Below are 16,947 nucleotides of genomic sequence, written 5' to 3'. Positions count from 1 at the left end.
GTCGGCGGCCATGGATGGCCGACGCCAAGCGCACATGGATGTGCTCGTAGCGGTTTTCTGGAAGCCAGACGGCACTCAGCCTCGCGGCTTACTCCAAAGGAGAGAACAAGAACATGCTAAAAAAACTATTAGTAGCCAACCGAGGCGAAATCGCAGTCCGCGTCATCCGCACTGCAAAAGCCCTGGGTTACCGCACCGTGGCCGTCTACTCCGAGGCCGACGCCAAAGCCATGCACGTGGAACTCGCCGACGAGGCCGTCTGCATTGGCCCGGCACAGGTATCCGCCTCCTACCTGAACAGCGATGCAATTCTTGAAGCCGCCCGCAAAACCGGCGCCGACTGCATCCACCCCGGCTACGGATTTCTCTCCGAGAACGCCGCCTTCGCCAATGCCTGCAAAGACGCTGGCCTGGTCTTCGTTGGCCCGCCAGCATCTGCCATCGAACTGATGGGCAGCAAGCGGCGATCCAAAATCGCCATGCAGGGGGCCGGCGTGCCCGTGGTGCCCGGTTATGAAGGCGACAACGCAAGCGACGACGAACTCATCGCAGCCGCCAAAGACATTGGCTACCCCCTGATGATCAAAGCCTCTGCCGGCGGCGGTGGCCGCGGGATGCGGTTGGTTGAAAGCGAGTCCGAACTGGCCGAAAACATCAACCGGGCGCGGTCCGAGTCGAAACAGGCCTTCGGCGACGACGAGTTGATCCTCGAGAAAGCCGTAATTGAGCCCCGCCATGTGGAAATCCAGGTGTTCGCGGACAGGCACGGCAATGCCGTGTACCTGGGCGAACGGGACTGCTCGGTACAGCGCCGGCACCAGAAAGTAGTGGAAGAAGCACCCTCCCCCTTTGTCACGCCGGAACTACGCCAGGCCATGGGTGAGGCTGCAGTCAAAGCGGCTCTGGCCTGCAACTACGAAGGCGCCGGCACCGTCGAGTTCCTGGTCGACAAGCACCGAACCTTCTACTTTCTGGAAATGAACACCCGCCTGCAGGTAGAGCATCCGGTCACCGAACTCATTACCGGTCAGGACCTGGTGGCCTGGCAGCTCAACGTGGCTGAGGGACGCCCGCTGCCGCTCGGCCAGGACGATATTCACCTGAATGGCCATGCCATTGAGGTTCGACTCTATGCAGAGGACCCTGCCCACGGATTCACACCCCAGACCGGACCGCTATACGCCTTTGAACCAGCCGAAGGCGAAGGTTTACGGTTTGATACCGGGGTACGATCTGGAGATGCTATCACTCCCCACTACGACCCCATGCTGGCTAAAGTAATTGCCTGGGGCCAGAACCGAGATGAAGCCCGCCGGCGGCTGATCCGCTCGCTTGAGGACACGACCGTGTTCGGTGTGACCACCAACCGCCATTTCCTGAGCCGGATTATCGCAGACGAGACTTTCGGGGCCGGCGAGGCGACTACGGCCTTCCTTCAGCAGGCCTTTAAGGACGATCCGTCCCTTCAGCCGCAAAAACTGACCATTCGCCAGCTGGCCCTGGCCGCCTGCGTGCTCGACCATGGCATTTTGGGCCAGAGCGCCTGGAGCAATGCGCCGGCCACCATGACACCCATCAAGCTGGAAACCGGCGACACCACTATCGAGCTACTGGTGACCCGCAGCGGCAGCCGGTTGTCTGTCAGTATGGGCGAAACCCGGCATTCCCTGGTACTTGAAAGGCAGAGGGATGGCCATTTGTGCATTATCGACAACGGCGTTCGTCAGACTTGCCAATATCACCGCCAGGGCGATTCCCTATATTTGCAGGCGTTCGGGCAATCCTGGTCGGTGCGCGATGTTACCCACCAACCAGCCAGGACTGCTGGCGGTGCGGGCAGCGGTCGCATCCAGGCGACCATGGATGGCGCCATCATTGACGTGTTAGCCGAGGCTGGTCAGAGCGTTCACCAGGGCGATACGCTGGTGATACTGGAAGCCATGAAGATGGAGCATCCGGTAAAAGCAGACCGCGACGGGATAGTCACCGAGATCCTTGCGAGCAAAGGCGACCAGGTGAAACGCAGTCAGTTACTGGTCCAGATAACCGCCAACGAGAAGGCCGAACAGGAGAACGAGGCATGAGTACCATGCGTGATCGTACCGTTTTTATCACCGGCGCCAGCCGTGGCATCGGCCGGGCCATCGCCCTCGCCGCCGCCCGACAGGGCGCGAACGTGGTGATTGCTGCCAAATCAGACACGCCTCATCCGAAGCTGCCAGGCACGATCCATACCGTGGCGGAGGAAGTTCGGGATGCTGGAGGCAAAGCGCTGCCTCTGGTTCTGGATGTCCGGGATGAAAAGCAGATCCGCCAGCGCATTGATGAGGCCGGCGAGCATTTTGGCGGCATCGACGCACTGGTAAACAACGCAGGCGCTATTCGGCTAACCGGTGTGGAAAACCTCAAGGTCAGCCGGTACGACCTGATGCATCAGGTCAATGCCCGGGCCGTAATGGCCTGCAGCCAGGCCGCACTGCCCTGGCTGAAACAGTCGGACCGGGCCCACATCCTGAGCCTGTCGCCGCCTCTGAATCTGAATACCCGGTGGTTCGCCCAATATGGCCCCTATACCACCACAAAATACGCCATGACCATGCTGAGCCTGGGCATGGCGGAGGAGTTCAGGCGGTACGGCATTGCGGTTAACACGCTGTGGCCAAAAACGCTGATTGCCACGGCAGCCATCGAATTTGAAGTTGGCGGACCCCAGATGATGGCCCAGGGCAGGAAGCCGGACATCATGGCCGATGCCGCTGTCAGCATCCTCAACCGGTCGCCTGAAACCATGACAGGTCAGAACCTGATCGACGAGGAACTGCTACGGCAAGACGGTATCACCGACTTCGAGCATTACCGGTACGAGCCGGGCGATAAGCCCCTGATGCCGGACCTGTTTCTGGACTGAACCCGAGGCATGCGTTGTTCCGGGCTCAACGTCCACACACTAAAAGGGACCAATGGAAAAACCATGAGCCAAGACAACGTATCCGCATTAGACATTGCCCGCAGCCTGCCCGGAATATTCCGGCGCTTGCCGGCCATAACCCGGGGGCTGTATTACTATGCCCTGAAAAACGAGAACCGTGAGCTTACGCTCGGCACTCTTATCGAGAGCAACGCCCGGAACCTGGGCAGCCGGCCCGCCATTTTGTTCGAAGACCGCTCGATCACATGGAGCGAATTGAATGGCTGGGCAAACCGCATCGCCCGCTACCTGCAGGACCAGGGGCTTGCCAAAGGGGATGCCATTGCGATCTTCCTTGAAAACCGCCCCGAATTGCTTGCCGTGGTAGCCGGCGCAGCCAAACTCGGCGTCGCCTGCGCCATGCTCAACACCTCCCAGAGAGGCAAGGTACTCGAACACAGCATCAACCTGATCGAGCCCAAAATGGTGGTGGTTGGCGAGGAACTGGTCGAGGGGTTCGACGGTATAAAGGCAGATCTCAAGACCGGCCATCCCCAGCCATTCCAGTTTCTGGCAGACACCAACACGCTGAACGCCTTTGGGGACGCTCCGGACGGTTACGCCAACATGGCCGAGCAGATCAGCACCTTCAACAGCGACGCCCCGGTTCTGAGCAATGCGCCGAAAATGGGCGATACCGCCATCTACCTGTTCACCTCCGGCACCACCGGCCTGCCCAAGGCAGCTCCGGGCTCACACCGCAAATTTATAATGGCCTACGGCGGGTTTGGCCTGATGTCTCTGGCCATGAAGCCGGAGGACGTTCTTTACTGCACGCTCCCCCTTTATCACGGCACCGCACTGCTGGTCTGCTGGGGCTCCGTCCTGGCCGGCGGCTCCGCCATTGCCCTGCGCCGCAAGTTCTCCGCCAGCGCCTTCTGGGACGACGTTCGCTATTACCACGCCACCACCTTCGGCTACGTCGGCGAACTCTGCCGCTACCTGCTGAACCAGCCACCCAGCGAACAGGACCGGAACCACAGCCTCACAAAAATGATCGGCAACGGCCTCCGCCCGTCCATCTGGAAGGAATTCAAGCAGCGCTTCGGGATAGAGACAGTCGCAGAGCTCTATGCCTCCAGCGAGGGCAACATCGGCTTCAGTAACTTTTTCAATATGGACAACACGGTAGGCTTCTCTACCGCCCCCTACAAACTGGTGAAATTTCACGACGGCACACGGGATCCAGTTCGTAACGAAAAAGGCTTCATGCAGGAAGTGGCTAAAGGCGAGCCCGGCCTGTTGATCGGCGAGATCACCAAGAAATGGTCGTTCGAGGGTTACACCCAGAAAGAGGCCACGGAAAAATCGATCCTCCGCAACGCTTTCAAGAAGGGCGACGCCTGGTTCAACACTGGCGATGTCCTGAAGGAAATCGGGTGCGGCCACCTGCAGTTCGTCGACCGTATGGGCGATACCTACCGCTGGAAGGGCGAAAACGTCTCAACAACGGAAGTGGAAAACATCATCGACGGCTCGGGGATGGTCGAGGAAGCCATCGTGTACGGCGTCGAGATCCCCGGCACCAACGGCAAGGCCGGCATGGTAACGCTGGTTCCTAAGAGCAACGGCACCCAGTTCGACGTCAACAAGTTATTCAAGTATCTCCGGGATAACCTGCCGGCCTACGCAGTTCCGGTGTTCGTGCGAGTAACCCATGCCATCGAGAAAACCGGGACCTTCAAGTACCGGAAGGTGGATATCCAGAAGCTCGGGTATTCGCTTCGGAACGACGAGGAGGTCTATGCCTGGCTGCCTAGAACCAAGGGTTATACCTTACTCACACCGGAGTTGGTTTCGAAGATTGATGGCGGGAAAGTCAGTTTTTGAGATCAGGCATGTTGTCGGATTACGACTGCGTCTAATCCGACCTACGGACTATAATTCCAAAGCTGGATGGTGAGAGTGGGCGGCCCCTCCCAAAAATGTCGGCGGCCATGGATGGCCGACGCCAAGCGCACATGGATGTGCTCGTAGCGGTTTTTGGGAGGGGCCGCCCACTCTCACCCACTCCAAGCCCCAGAAGGCTGGGGCAGGAGCCAGACCAGACTCAGGAGCCGACCTTCAACACCACCTTGCCAGTCGCTTTCCGCTCGGTCAAAGCCCCCAGTGCCTTTGCGTAATCCTCAAATTCGTAAACCGCACTGATCTTCGGATCAATCTTGCCCTCTGCATAGAGCTTCATCAGCTCCATCATGTTCTGGGCACTGGCTTCCGGCTCGCGTTGTGTGAAACTGCCCCAGAACACGCCGACAACGGAACAACCTTTCAGAAGAGTCAAATTTGCCGGGATTTTTGGAATCTCGCCGGCGGCGAAACCGATGATCAGGTGGCGGCCATTCCAACCCATCGCACGGAGAGCCTGTTCGGTGAAGTCACCGCCTACTGGGTCGTAGATGACATCCACGCCTTTGCTGTGAGTAAGCTTCTTCACGGCGTCTTTAAGAGGCTCTTCAGAGTAATTGATCAGCTCATCGGCGCCGGCTTCCTGGGCAACAGCAAGCTTTTCCGCCGAACTCGCAGCTGCAATAACCTTCGCGCCCATCGCCTTGCCGAGCTCAACCGTTGCCAGGCCCACGCCACCGCTGGCGCCCAGAACCAGAAGCGATTCGCCAGGCTGAAGGTTGCCGCGCTGCTTAAGGGCGTAATAGGAAGTTCCATAAACCATGGTGAAGGCCGCTGCCTTCTCGTCGGACATGCCATCAGGGACGGGGAGAAGATTCTGCTCCGGCACGATGACTTCTTCGGCAAAGGCGCCATAACCCGTAAGCCCCGCAACGCGATCTCCAACCTTGAAGCGGGTTACCTTGTCACCAACCTCGATAACCTCACCCGCCATTTCACCACCCGGTGAAAACGGCAGGCTCGGCTTCAACTGATATTTGTTCTCGATGATGAGGGTGTCCGGAAAATTCAGGCCGGCGGCTTTAACGCGCACTTTTACACCGCGGCCTTTCACTTCGGGACTTGGGACATCTTCGATGACCAGCTTCTCGGCCGGGCCATATTCCTTGCAGAGGATGGCTTTCATGAGCGCTCCGTTTTTATTTGATCAGGTTTCGGGCGACATTCGCCCGCGATTGATACCCGTCAAGCTAAACAGAGTCTTACCATGAAGCAAATAAAGTTCTTTTATCTAAACGCATAAGCGGCGCTTATTTCTGTCGGTAACTCAATCAGAGCATGGTCCCGCCAATTACCAGAGCCCCTACCAGAACCAGGCAGGCCACAATCAGACCTACTTTCATCCCCGAGGACAGCACCTGAGGCGCGTCGCCGACAGATTTGGGATCATCACGGGTAGCCAGATTCTGGTCCTGGCTGGAGTTGCGTACCAGTTCAATCATTTTCTCGCACTGATCCGACGTGAAAGAGGACGGATCGAAGGATTCAAGTCCCTGATCATCCAGAAACTTCCGAACATCCCTCGACAGGGGCACGTATTTCATGGACCAGTTACTGAACGTTCGGCTCTCAAGAGGTTCTTCTATCAAGGTGACGATGTTGCGATGGCGGTCGTCCTTCAGGATCCTGTCATAAGTGCGACGGACGGCGTCCTCATCACCTTCCAGATACTGGAAAAACCGGTCGTTTCCGTAGTAGAGGCCACCGACCAACTGGTCTTTGGCATTGTTCTTACGGGAGGTCATCAGAATTCGTGCAACGTGGGGTTCAACACCCTTTTCCACCGGTTTGGCTTCGAACGTGGCTTCACTGGCATAGGCCAGACGCATCAAGGACATAGCAACTCCGTACAACAGGATACAGGTAAGTTGAATGCAAGATACGTTCAGGACTGTCGCTATGGATCACAGTCCGGAGGCCTGCGCCTCCTGACACCTATCTGGCCTCAGGTGAAAGCCATCGGCTTTTTCGCTATCCTGCGCGCTTTCGCTTTAGGCATTCGGCCACTCCTGGCCTATCTCGGGGCTCGCCATGATCGACATCATCTACGTGCTTGAAATGGTTGGAATCGTCGCGTTTGCGATTTCCGGCATGATTGTGGCGCGCTCCAAAAATATGGATCCTGTGGGCGTATTTACCATCGGATTCATCACGGCACTCGGTGGTGGCACCCTGCGCGACCTGATCATGGACAACCACCCTCTTTACTGGATCAAGCACGAAGAGCAACCGATGCTGATTCTGGCCATGGCGGTTGTCTTCAGTTATTGGGAAAAGGCGGAGCGGCTGCGGGAATCCAGAATTGTGTTCCCCGACGCCATCGGGCTTGGCGTTTTTTCCATCCTTGGCGCCCAACTGGCCCTGGATCTGGGACATTCGTGGTTTGTCGCTTCACTGCTCGGAGTGATGACTGGCACCTTTGGCGGCGCCCTGCGGGATACCCTCTGTAACGAAGTACCCTATATCTTCCGTAAGGACCAGATCTATGCGTCGATTTCCTTTGCCGGATGCTGGCTGTACTTTATCTGCCAGTGGTTCCTCGACAACGAAGCCCTGCCTCTGACCATTGGCCTGCTTTTTATCGTGATTGTGCGGATGCTGGCGGTCCGATTCGATATTCGGCTCCAGCGTGACTCCCACATCAACTAGCACCACATTCACTTTGACGGAGTGTCAATCATCCCTTGGCCTGAGGAGGCTGAGCCGGTAACATTGCCGTTTTTTCACGCAATCCAAGAATTCCGTTCAGACCAGACCCCTAAACACAAACCTTCAGCATCCTGTGAGGCAGACACCCGTCATGCTTGAACGACTGTTCCAACTCCAGGCCCATGGCACCACTGTTCGTAAAGAAGTGGTTGCGGGCATCACCACCTTCCTGACCATGGCGTACATCATTGTGGTCAACCCGAGCATCTTGTCATCGACCGGCATGGATTTCGGGGCTGTGTTCGTTGCTACCTGCCTTGCAGCCGTAATCGGCACCCTGATCATGGGGTTGTGGGCCAATTACCCGATCGCCATGGCACCAGGCATGGGCCTCAACGCCTTTTTCTCATTCACGGTCGTTGGCAGCATGGGCTACAGCTGGCAGATAGCGCTCGGAGCGGTATTCATTTCCGGCTTCCTCTTCTTCATGCTGAGCATCTTCAAGGTGCGGGAATGGATCATCAACAGCATCCCCATGTCCCTGCGCTTCGGCATCTCCGCGGGCATTGGCTTCTTCCTGGCCCTGATCGCCCTGAAGAATGCCGGCATTGTTGTGGATCACCCCGCCACGCTTGTGGGGCTGGGCGAAGTGAAAGTGGCGGAGAGCCTGTTGTTTTTCGGCGGCTTCGTGCTGATTTGCGCACTGTCCTTCCGCCAGGTAACCGGCGCCGTCATGATTGGCATCATTGCGGTTACCGGTGTTGCCATGGCATTGGGAATGGTCGAGTACAATGGTCTGGTTTCCGCTCCCCCGAGCATCGCGCCGACATTCATGCAGCTCGACCTGGCCGGCGCCCTGAATATCGGCATGATCAGCGTGATTTTTGCCTTTCTGTTCGTCGATCTGTTTGATACATCCGGCACCCTGATCGGCGCCGCACAGCGCGGCGGCCTCCTCGACAAGGACGGCAAACTGCCGCGCCTCGGCCGGGCCCTGATGTCGGACTCGGTTGCGACCATGTCCGGTGCCGCCCTCGGTACCTCAACCACCACCAGCTACATCGAATCCACCGCGGGCATCTCCGCTGGCGGCCGAACCGGCCTGACCGCTGTGGTGGTTGCCGCACTGTTTCTTTCTTGTTTGCTGCTATCACCGATCGCCAGCATCATTCCTGCCTACGCCACCGCCCCGGCACTGCTTTACGTGGCGGTTCTGATGGCCAGCGGCCTAAAGCTGATTGATTGGGAGGATGTTACTGACGCAGCCCCGGCTGTGGTCACTGCCCTGATGATGCCTTTGACCTTCTCCATTGCCAACGGCATCGCCCTGGGGTTCATCACCTACGCCATCCTGAAGGCACTCAGTGGCCGCTGGGCAGATCTGAACGCCAGTGTTGTTATCATTGCGGTTGTGTTTGTTCTGAAATTCATTTTCCTGGATGCGGCCTGATCCGCCTCCAGGGCATTAACCGGAACGTTTATGGATTATTTTTCTGAAAGCATCAAAAAGGCCATTCGCACGGTCCCGGACTGGCCAAAGCCGGGCGTGGCCTTCCGCGATATAACCACTGTACTGCAGGACAAGACTGCCTTCCGGAAACTGATTGATGCCTTCGTACACCGCTACCACGGCCACGAGATTGATGCCGTGGCAGCGGTGGATGCTCGCGGATTTATCATTGGCTCGGCACTGGCCTATGAGCTCAACGCCTCCCTGGTTCTGGTCCGCAAGAAAGGCAAGCTGCCGTTCGATACACTGGTGGAGGACTACGAGCTTGAATACGGTACCGCCTCCGTGGAGCTGCACAAGGACGCTTTCAAGCCGGGCGACAACGTGGTTCTGGTGGATGATCTGATTGCCACTGGCGGCACGATGCTCGCCGCGACTCGTCTGATCCGCAGGATTGGCGCGGAAATTGTGGAAGTGGCAGCCATGATTGATCTTCCCGATCTCGGCGGCTCCCGCAAGCTGCAGGACGAAGGCCTTCAGGTTTATACTGTTTGCTCGTTTGAAGGGGAATAATCAACAGCAATCAGGAGGCGACCATGCCGGATTACCAACACCACTGGAAGGATGGCACGCCCGTCCATCTGCCACTGGGAAAGATCGTCTGCATTGGTCGCAACTACGCCGAGCATGCCCGGGAACTCAATAACCCGGTGCCGGATGAACCGCTACTGTTCATCAAACCCGCAACCTCGGCGGTGCATATCACCCGCCCCCTGGATTTTCCAAGAGACCAGGGGGCGGTTCACTTCGAGACCGAACTGGCGGTTCTGATCGGTCGACCCTTGACCCGGGCTTCAGCCAGCGAAGCCGAATCCGCGATACTGGGCTACGGTCTGGCACTGGACCTGACTCTGCGGGATCTCCAGGGCAAACTCAAAGAAAAGGGCCAGCCCTGGGAAAGAGCGAAGGGGTTCGATGGTGCCTGCCCGCTTTCGCCGTTTGTCGCGGCCAATAAGTTTCCCGATGCCCCCATTCACTTCACACTGGATATTGATGGCAACCGCCAGCAAACCGGCGATACCGGCGAAATGCTCAACCCCATTATTCCCCTGATCGCTCACATCAGCAGCCAGTTCACGCTGCTGCCCGGCGATGTGGTGCTGACAGGAACACCAAAAGGCGTGGGCCCGCTGGTTTCTGGCCAGACCCTGTCGCTTGAACTGGAAGACCTGCTGTTCGTGGAGACCAAAGTGGTTTAACGTGCAGGGCCGGCTAAACCCAAATCCGGTCAAAGGCGTACATCTGTTTATGGCAAAGAAACCGGTAACCTCCCGACGTGGTCGCTTTTTCAAACTCGCTGGCATGACTGCCTCTGTGGCAGGGCAATATGCCGGCCAGCGTGCGCGCCGCCTGTTCCGCTCAGAAAATGATGAGGGCGCCCAGAGCGAGAGCTATACCCGCATGGCCGACCAGATCGCCGATACCCTGGGCGAGCTGAAAGGGGCGGTCATGAAAGTTGGGCAAATCGCTTCCCAGACCCAGGACTTTCTGCCCAAGGAATTCTCGGACGCGCTCGAGAAACTTCAGAAAGAAGCCCCGCCCATGCCTTTTGAGGTCATCGTGGGGCAGATCGAATCGGAACTGGGCAAACCGGTCTCCGAGCTTTTCGAGTACCTGCAGGAGACACCCTACGCCGCGGCTTCCATAGGCCAGGTGCATCGCGCCAGACTCCACGATGGCACCGATGTCATTGTGAAAATCCAGTACCCCGGCGTCGACGAATCCTGCGATTCAGATCTCAAGCAACTGCGCATGGCACTGAGATTGGGCGGCCTCCTGAAAATGCCCAAGGAGTCGGTAGACCGGCTGTTCGCCGAAATCCGGGAGCGACTGAAAGAAGAGCTGGATTACGAGAACGAAGCACGGAATATCGAACTCTTTCGGGAATTCCACAAGGATCAGCCCTGGGTGCTCATCCCTGCTGTGGCGAAGAGCCACTCAACCCGACGTGTCCTGACGATGGAACTGGTTGAGGGAGATCACGTCAGCAAGGTTACGAGAGACCGGTACGACCAGGACACCATCAACCTGATAGGGCACCGGATCTTCATGCTCATGGCGGACCAGCTTTTCCGTTTCCAGTGCATCCATGGCGATCCCCACGCCGGCAACTTCGCCTACCGGCCTGATGGCTCCATCGTCATGTACGACTTCGGCTGCGTAAAGAAGCTGAAACCGGAAATCATCGCCGCCTACCGCAACGCCCTGGTTTCTGCCCTCGAGGAAGACTACGAAGCGCTTGACCGTCATCTGATTGACCTCGGCGCGCGTGTCGGAAGCCAGCCAGCCGTGGATGAAGCCTACTACGCTATGTGGCGGGACATTCTGGTGGTGCCCTTCGAGGATCGGGAGGTGCCCTATAACTTCGCAGATGCCGACATCCACAAGCGCGTGGCCGAGAAAACCAGCACCGTGTTCAAATACCTCGACTACTTCAAGCCGCCGGTGGAAAGCATCTTTATCGACCGGATGATTGCCGGCCACTACTGGATGCTGAAGCGGCTGGGAGTTCAGGCCGCTTTCCGGAAAGAACTGGAAAGGTACCTGAAAACCTGAGGCCTACAGGTAATTGGCAACCCATTCGGCAACACCTTCCACGGCCCCCTTGCGAATAAACCGTGCCCTTGACACTGAGGCCGGCTCGCCCGGATCAATCACGGTGATGGGCACATCTCTGTCCACTTCGTAGACCAGTCCCGCAGCCGGGTATACCTGCAGAGACGTTCCCACGATCAGCAGGTGATCGGCCGTGCGGACAACTTCGGCAGCCTTGTCGAGCATGGGCACTTCCTCGCCAAACCAGACAATATGAGGACGAAGCTGGGCGCCACGGTCGCAGGTGTCGCCCGGGTTGATATCACGATAACCGATGTCGTAAATCAGCTCCGGGTATTTTGAACTGCGCGCCTTGGTAAGCTCACCGTGAAGATGAATGACGTTGCTCGCGCCACCCCGTTCGTGAAGATCGTCCACGTTCTGGGTGACCACGGTGACCCGGTAGCGCTTCTCAAGCTCCGCCAGCAACTGATGGGCCCGGTTCGGTTGGGCAGAGGCGAGCTGGCGGCGACGGTCATTGTAGAACCGCAGCACTAGCTCCTGATTGCGCGCAAACGCCTCGGGCGTGGCCACATCGTAGACACTGTGCTGCTCCCACAACCCGCCGTTGTCCCGGAAGGTGGAGAGACCGCTTTCGGCGCTTATGCCCGCGCCTGTCAGCACTACGATATGATCCTGCATCAGTCGAAAATCTTGCCCGGGTTCATGATTCCGTTGGGATCGAATACCTGCTTGATTCCTCTCAGGTAAGCGATTTCTGCCTCGCTACGGGTGTAATGCAGATACGGCTTCTTGGTCATACCCACGCCGTGCTCGGCAGACACGCTGCCCTGGTAGCGCTCGACAATCTCGAACACCCATTTGTTGACCTGTTGGCACTTCTCGAAGAAATCCTCGTTGGCCATGTCCTCTGGCTTGAGGATATTCAGGTGCAGGTTGCCATCGCCGATGTGGCCGAACCAGATAATCTCGAAATCCGGATAATGCTCGGTGACCACGGCATCAATTTCCTGCAGAAAGCCCGGCACCCTGGATACGACCACGGAAATATCATTCTTGTAGGGCGTGCGGGGTGCGATGGACTCGGAAATGCGCTCCCGCAGCTGCCAGAGGTTCTGGGCCTGGGTTTCGCTCTGGCTGATCACACCATCCAGCACCCAACCGTTCTCCACGCATTGCTCAAACAGGGCCATGGCATCGTCCATCACCTGATCGGAGACAGATTCGAACTCCAGCAGCGCATAATACGGCGCCTCGGTTGCAAACGGTGCCTGCACCTGACCGTGGGCCAGCACGTGCCCCATGGCTTGATGGGAGAAAAACTCGTAGGCGGTGAGATCGATCTTTTTCTGGAAGGTCTGCAGCACATCCATGGTGTTGGTCAGGTCATTCAGACCCAGCACCAGCACCGTCAGGTTATCCGGCTTCCGGGACAATTTCATGGTGGCTTCGGTAATGAAGCCCAGTGTGCCCTCCGCGCCGATGAACAGATGGCGGAGATCGTAACCCGTGTTGTTCTTCTCCAGATCCTTGTTCAGATCCAGGATATCGCCCTTGCCGGTCACAACCTTGAGGCCGGCAACCCAGTCCCGGCTCATACCATAGCGGATCACCTTGATACCGCCGGCGTTGGTGGAAAGGTTGCCACCGAGCTGGCTGGAACCGGCGGAGGCAAAATCAACCGGATAGTAAAGACCGTTATCTTCAGCACAATTCTGCAACTGCTCGGTCACAACACCGGCCTGACACCGGACTGTCCTGTCGCTGGCATTGAAGTCCAGAATCTGGTTCATGTTGTCGAACGCCACAACCACTTCCCCGTTGGCAGCCACTGCGCCGGCACTCAAGCCTGTGCGGCCGCCGGAAGGCACCAGTGCCACCTGATTCTCGTTGGCGAACTTTACCAGTGCCTGAACCTGCTCGGTGGTCTTGGGAAATGCGATCGCCAGGGGCTTGGGCGGGTAGATCTTGGTCCAGTCCTTGCCGTATGTATCCAGATCTGCCGGGTCGGTCAGCACCTTGCCGGGCGCGTCGCCAGTGGCCATCAGGTCTTTGAGGGAAGCAATGATCTGTTCAGAATTCATGAATTTTTCGGTCTCGTCAGGTTTGGGCCGGAGCATCCTGCAACAGGAATCACAGACAGTTGATTCAGGCAAACCGGCGCGCTGTGAAAATCTTTGTTTATGGTATCATACCGCCCCTGTTCTGTGAGCCAGCCCCGACGATCACTGGCCACGGGTCATTTCACGTGACGAAAGGTTCGGAAGCAAGCCCATGTCAAATACGTCTCTTGAGAAGAGCAAAATCCGTATCCTGCTGCTGGAAGGCGTGCATCAATCTGCCATTGATACGCTGAATGCTGCGGGCTATACCAACATTGAGTACCTGTCTCACTCGCTGGCCGAGGAAGAGCTGGTCGAGAAGATTGCCGATGCGCACTTCGTCGGCATCCGTTCCCGCACCCAGCTGACCGAGAAAGTATTTGAAGCCGCCAAGAAGCTGGTGGCTGTGGGTTGCTTCTGTATTGGCACCAACCAGGTGGATCTGCAGGCGGCCACCCGGCGCGGTATTGCCGTTTTCAATGCGCCTTTCTCCAACACCCGGAGCGTCGCGGAACTCGTTCTCGCCCAGGCCATTCTGCTCCTGCGCGGTGTCCCGGAGAAAAATGCCAAGGCCCATCGCGGCGAGTGGCTGAAATCCGCCAAGGACAGCTATGAAATCCGTGGCAAAAAACTGGGCATTATCGGTTACGGCAACATCGGCACCCAGTTCAGCGTCCTGGCCGAGGGCCTGGGCATGGATGTGTACTTCTACGATGTCGTCTCAAAACTGTCGATCGGCAACGCCACCCAGGTAGGTACGCTCCAGGAGCTGCTCAACATTGCCGATGTGGTCAGCCTGCACGTACCGGAAACCCCGGCCACCAAGTACATGTTCAAGGCCGAGCAGTTCGCCCAGATGAAACCCGGCAGCATTCTCATGAATGCCTCCCGCGGCACCGTGGTGGACATCGACGCACTGGCCGATGCTCTGGGCAGCGGTAAACTGCTGGGTGCTGCCATTGACGTATTCCCGGTTGAGCCCAAATCCAACGACGAGGAATTTGTCTCTCCGCTACGAGAGTTCGACAATGTCATCCTGACCCCGCATGTTGGCGGCTCCACCATCGAAGCCCAGGCAAACATCGGTCGGGAAGTGGCAGAAAAACTGGCCATGTACAGCGACAACGGCACTTCGGTTTCTTCCGTGAACTTCCCGGAAGTCGCTCTGCCGTCACACCCCAATCAGCACCGTCTGCTGCATATCCACGAGAACGTTCCCGGCGTGATGTCAGAGATCAACCAGGTGTTTTCAGAGAATGGCATCAACGTTTGTGGCCAGTATCTGCAGACCAAGGAAGACATCGGCTATGTTGTCGTCGACGTGAACAAGGAATACGGCGAACTGGCGCAGGAAAAGCTGCTTAAAGTGAAAGGCACCATTCGCTGCCGCGTACTGTTCTGATTCATTGCCAGATATAAAAAAACCGGAGCCTGTGCTCCGGTTTTTTTGTGGCTGCGAACGCTCTGCTTACTGCATGGGCACCAGCGTCAGCTCAACACGACGGTTCTGCTCACGGCCGGCCGCGGTATCATTTGAGGCAACCGGGTAGCGTTCGCCGTAGCCAACAGCACGGGTACGCTTCGGCTCAATACCCTGGTTCAGTAGGAAGTCACGCACGGATGAGGCGCGACGCTCACTGAGCAGCTGGTTGTAGCTGTCAGAGCCGGAACTGTCGGTATGCCCCTCAATCTGGATGATGGTCTTGTCATACTCCTTCAGCACCAGAGCCACGGATTCCAGTGTTCCGCTGAATGACGGCTTGATGCTCGATTCATTCAGATCAAAGGTGATATTGCCTGGCATCACCAGTTCAATCTCATCGCCGTTGCGCACCACGCGAACACCAGTGCCCTCCAGCTGGCGACGCAGCTCGGCTTCCTGTTTGTCCATGTAGTAACCAACGCCACCGCCAATGGCCGCGCCGCTGGCCGCACCAATCAGGGCACCTTTTCCGCGGTCACTCTTGCTGGAGGTTGCCGCACCGATAGCCGCACCGCCAATCGCGCCGATGATGCTTCCCTTGGTCGCATTCGAAGTTTTCTCTTCACCGGTGTAGGGGTCATAGGTCATACAACCGCCGAGACCGAAAGTTGCCACCATAAATACAAGAATCATCTTCTTCACAGCTTTCTCCTGTGCCTGGTTTCTTCAGCCAACCCGATTTAACGGGTCTTTTCCGCCGAGTTCGTGAATGTATCAATAATGGTATTGAATACGGTTGCCTGCAAATCCTGAGCTTCGTTCACAAGATGATGACGTCCGTCAGGGATCTTCCGTTCCTCAACCGAGGAAAATTTATTCCGGATAATACGCAAATTGTGTTGCCAGTCGACTGTCAGATCCTTCTCACCTTGCACGACGGTCACCGGAAAGTCGACCGGCCGCGCAGATTCGATATGGGGGACCCATTTTCGAAGTGCACTCACCCAGTCGACATGCACTGCCCTCGCCTGAAGCGGGTCGTACTCCCGCAAGAACCTGAGGAAACGACCGTTGCCACTGTTCTCCGCAAATACCCTGCGCCAGCGGGAAATAAACGGCTTCACCATGCTATGCAGTATTTTTGCGCCCAACCAGCCGGCCGGCCTCACCAGGGGGGCCAGAAGCACTACTTTCCGGAAATCGGAGGTCTGCTGGCTGTGCTGGTTGGACAACAGGTAATCAATCAGGATCGCTCCACCGGTGCTCTGTCCAACCGCGAACCAGGGCTGACGCAACTTGTCCCTGACCTGAGCCATCACGTCTGACAGAACGCCCTGATACTCCAGGAAACTGCCAATGGCTGCGGGCGTGCCGCTGGAAAGGCCGTGGCCTGGCTGATCGTAGGCGAGCACATCAAATCCGGCTCCCAGGCACCGATCGATCAACTGGCTGTACAACCCGACGTGGTCGAAATAGCCGTGCAGAATGAACACCGTGCCACGCTCTGTTGACTGGTCCGGCAATCGGAAATAATGCACCATGACTTCATGACCGCAGGCTTTGACGTAACCCTGATGATAAGCAACGTCCGGATGTTCCACCCAGAGATCCAGCCCATAAAAACGACAATAGGCCACCATTTCATCACTAAGATCACGCGAGCAGGTCGGGTCGAAGGGTTCGAGTCTGTCCAGAAGTGAGTGCCTGTCCCAGTCCGGTATTTCTATGGTATCCGTTTTCCAGTACACGTAGAGTTAAACGCCTGTCATGAATGAGTTATCTATTTCGGGGTTTCAATCCTAACCTATAGCGGGCCTAACCCATAGCAGGGGAA

The 16,947-nt window shown here is 57.3% G+C and carries 15 protein-coding genes; 9 read left to right on the top strand and 6 right to left on the bottom strand.

The window, feature by feature from the left end:
• Window positions 1-113: 113 nt before the first annotated feature.
• The 3 genes from J3362_RS02705 (at window position 114) to J3362_RS02695 (ending at window position 4,798) form a co-directional block, all read left to right on the top strand.
• On the top strand, window positions 114-2,084 hold the full coding sequence (locus J3362_RS02705) for an acetyl/propionyl/methylcrotonyl-CoA carboxylase subunit alpha (protein ID WP_349518016.1): 1,971 nt from the start codon (window positions 114-116) through the stop codon (window positions 2,082-2,084).
• Entirely contained in the window at window positions 2,081-2,908 is an 828-nt protein-coding gene (locus J3362_RS02700; RefSeq protein ID WP_349518015.1) for an SDR family oxidoreductase, read from the top strand. The genes J3362_RS02705 and J3362_RS02700 overlap by 4 nt, the downstream gene beginning before the upstream one ends.
• Window positions 2,909-2,971: 63 nt before the next feature.
• Window positions 2,972-4,798: a long-chain-acyl-CoA synthetase gene (locus J3362_RS02695; protein WP_349518014.1), complete on the top strand. Its 1,827-nt coding sequence runs from the start codon at window positions 2,972-2,974 to the stop codon at window positions 4,796-4,798.
• Window positions 4,799-5,018: 220 nt separating this feature from the next.
• Here the strand turns inward: J3362_RS02695 and J3362_RS02690 are convergent, their stop codons facing one another.
• On the bottom strand, window positions 5,019-5,999 hold the full coding sequence (locus J3362_RS02690) for an NADPH:quinone oxidoreductase family protein (protein WP_349518013.1): 981 nt from the start codon (window positions 5,997-5,999) through the stop codon (window positions 5,019-5,021).
• A gap of 145 nt (window positions 6,000-6,144) precedes the next feature.
• Window positions 6,145-6,711: a BLUF domain-containing protein gene (locus tag J3362_RS02685; RefSeq protein WP_349518012.1), complete on the bottom strand. Its 567-nt coding sequence runs from the start codon at window positions 6,709-6,711 to the stop codon at window positions 6,145-6,147.
• Between the two features lie 193 nt (window positions 6,712-6,904).
• On the opposite strand from J3362_RS02685, the gene J3362_RS02680 reads away from it, so the two are divergent.
• The 5 genes from J3362_RS02680 to J3362_RS02660 all read left to right on the top strand — a co-directional run bounded on the left by J3362_RS02680 (window position 6,905) and on the right by J3362_RS02660 (window position 11,588).
• Entirely contained in the window at window positions 6,905-7,522 is a 618-nt protein-coding gene (locus J3362_RS02680) for a trimeric intracellular cation channel family protein (protein ID WP_349518011.1), read from the top strand.
• 151 nt (window positions 7,523-7,673) lie between these two features.
• Complete coding sequence (locus J3362_RS02675; RefSeq protein WP_349518010.1) at window positions 7,674-8,972, top strand: NCS2 family permease; 1,299 nt, start codon at window positions 7,674-7,676, stop codon at window positions 8,970-8,972.
• Window positions 8,973-9,002: 30 nt separating this feature from the next.
• Window positions 9,003-9,545 (top strand): adenine phosphoribosyltransferase, encoded by a 543-nt coding sequence (locus tag J3362_RS02670; RefSeq protein WP_349518009.1) that lies wholly within the window; start codon window positions 9,003-9,005, stop codon window positions 9,543-9,545.
• A gap of 23 nt (window positions 9,546-9,568) precedes the next feature.
• Window positions 9,569-10,231 carry a fumarylacetoacetate hydrolase family protein gene (locus tag J3362_RS02665; RefSeq protein ID WP_349518008.1) on the top strand — a complete coding sequence of 221 codons (663 nt, stop codon included), beginning with the start codon at window positions 9,569-9,571 and terminating at the stop codon, window positions 10,229-10,231.
• Between the two features lie 49 nt (window positions 10,232-10,280).
• Window positions 10,281-11,588, top strand: coding sequence for an ABC1 kinase family protein (locus J3362_RS02660; RefSeq protein ID WP_349518007.1), 1,308 nt, complete (start codon window positions 10,281-10,283; stop codon window positions 11,586-11,588).
• 3 nt (window positions 11,589-11,591) lie between these two features.
• Here J3362_RS02660 and J3362_RS02655 read toward each other — a convergent pair whose 3' ends face one another.
• Window positions 11,592-12,269: an SIR2 family NAD-dependent protein deacylase gene (locus J3362_RS02655; RefSeq protein WP_349518006.1), complete on the bottom strand. Its 678-nt coding sequence runs from the start codon at window positions 12,267-12,269 to the stop codon at window positions 11,592-11,594.
• Entirely contained in the window at window positions 12,269-13,672 is a 1,404-nt protein-coding gene (locus J3362_RS02650) for a D-2-hydroxyglutarate dehydrogenase (protein ID WP_349518005.1), read from the bottom strand. Before J3362_RS02650 ends, J3362_RS02655 begins: the two co-directional genes overlap by 1 nt.
• A 190-nt stretch (window positions 13,673-13,862) precedes the next feature.
• Here J3362_RS02650 and serA point away from each other — a divergent pair, with 190 nt between their 5' ends.
• Window positions 13,863-15,092, top strand: coding sequence for a phosphoglycerate dehydrogenase (gene serA / locus J3362_RS02645; protein ID WP_349518004.1), 1,230 nt, complete (start codon window positions 13,863-13,865; stop codon window positions 15,090-15,092).
• A 66-nt stretch (window positions 15,093-15,158) separates the two neighbouring features.
• Here the strand turns inward: serA and J3362_RS02640 are convergent, their stop codons facing one another.
• Entirely contained in the window at window positions 15,159-15,806 is a 648-nt protein-coding gene (locus J3362_RS02640; RefSeq protein ID WP_227507921.1) for a YiaD family glycine zipper/OmpA-like lipoprotein, read from the bottom strand.
• 47 nt (window positions 15,807-15,853) lie between these two features.
• The gene (locus J3362_RS02635; protein ID WP_088556684.1) at window positions 15,854-16,861 is read right to left on the bottom strand and encodes an alpha/beta hydrolase; all 1,008 of its coding nucleotides are present in this window, start codon (window positions 16,859-16,861) and stop codon (window positions 15,854-15,856) included.
• Between the last annotated feature and the right edge of the window lie 86 nt (window positions 16,862-16,947).

This window comes from Marinobacter sp. NFXS11, assembly GCF_040148675.1.
Taxonomy (GTDB): Bacteria; Pseudomonadota; Gammaproteobacteria; order Pseudomonadales; family Oleiphilaceae; genus Marinobacter.
The sequence above is the reverse complement of the archived record's forward strand: the minus strand, read 5'-3'. Positions and strand labels throughout refer to the sequence as shown.

Coding starts and splice junctions, on each gene's coding strand:
- J3362_RS02705 (WP_349518016.1), top strand. CDS start 114: ATGCTAAAAAAACTATTAGTAGCCAACCGAGGCGAAATCGCAGTCCGC.
- J3362_RS02700 (WP_349518015.1), top strand. CDS start 2,081: ATGAGTACCATGCGTGATCGTACCGTTTTTATCACCGGCGCCAGCCGT.
- J3362_RS02695 (WP_349518014.1), top strand. CDS start 2,972: ATGAGCCAAGACAACGTATCCGCATTAGACATTGCCCGCAGCCTGCCC.
- J3362_RS02690 (WP_349518013.1), bottom strand. CDS start 5,999: ATGAAAGCCATCCTCTGCAAGGAATATGGCCCGGCCGAGAAGCTGGTC.
- J3362_RS02685 (WP_349518012.1), bottom strand. CDS start 6,711: ATGTCCTTGATGCGTCTGGCCTATGCCAGTGAAGCCACGTTCGAAGCC.
- J3362_RS02680 (WP_349518011.1), top strand. CDS start 6,905: ATGATCGACATCATCTACGTGCTTGAAATGGTTGGAATCGTCGCGTTT.
- J3362_RS02675 (WP_349518010.1), top strand. CDS start 7,674: ATGCTTGAACGACTGTTCCAACTCCAGGCCCATGGCACCACTGTTCGT.
- J3362_RS02670 (WP_349518009.1), top strand. CDS start 9,003: ATGGATTATTTTTCTGAAAGCATCAAAAAGGCCATTCGCACGGTCCCG.
- J3362_RS02665 (WP_349518008.1), top strand. CDS start 9,569: ATGCCGGATTACCAACACCACTGGAAGGATGGCACGCCCGTCCATCTG.
- J3362_RS02660 (WP_349518007.1), top strand. CDS start 10,281: ATGGCAAAGAAACCGGTAACCTCCCGACGTGGTCGCTTTTTCAAACTC.
- J3362_RS02655 (WP_349518006.1), bottom strand. CDS start 12,269: ATGCAGGATCATATCGTAGTGCTGACAGGCGCGGGCATAAGCGCCGAA.
- J3362_RS02650 (WP_349518005.1), bottom strand. CDS start 13,672: ATGAATTCTGAACAGATCATTGCTTCCCTCAAAGACCTGATGGCCACT.
- serA (WP_349518004.1), top strand. CDS start 13,863: ATGTCAAATACGTCTCTTGAGAAGAGCAAAATCCGTATCCTGCTGCTG.
- J3362_RS02640 (WP_227507921.1), bottom strand. CDS start 15,806: ATGATTCTTGTATTTATGGTGGCAACTTTCGGTCTCGGCGGTTGTATG.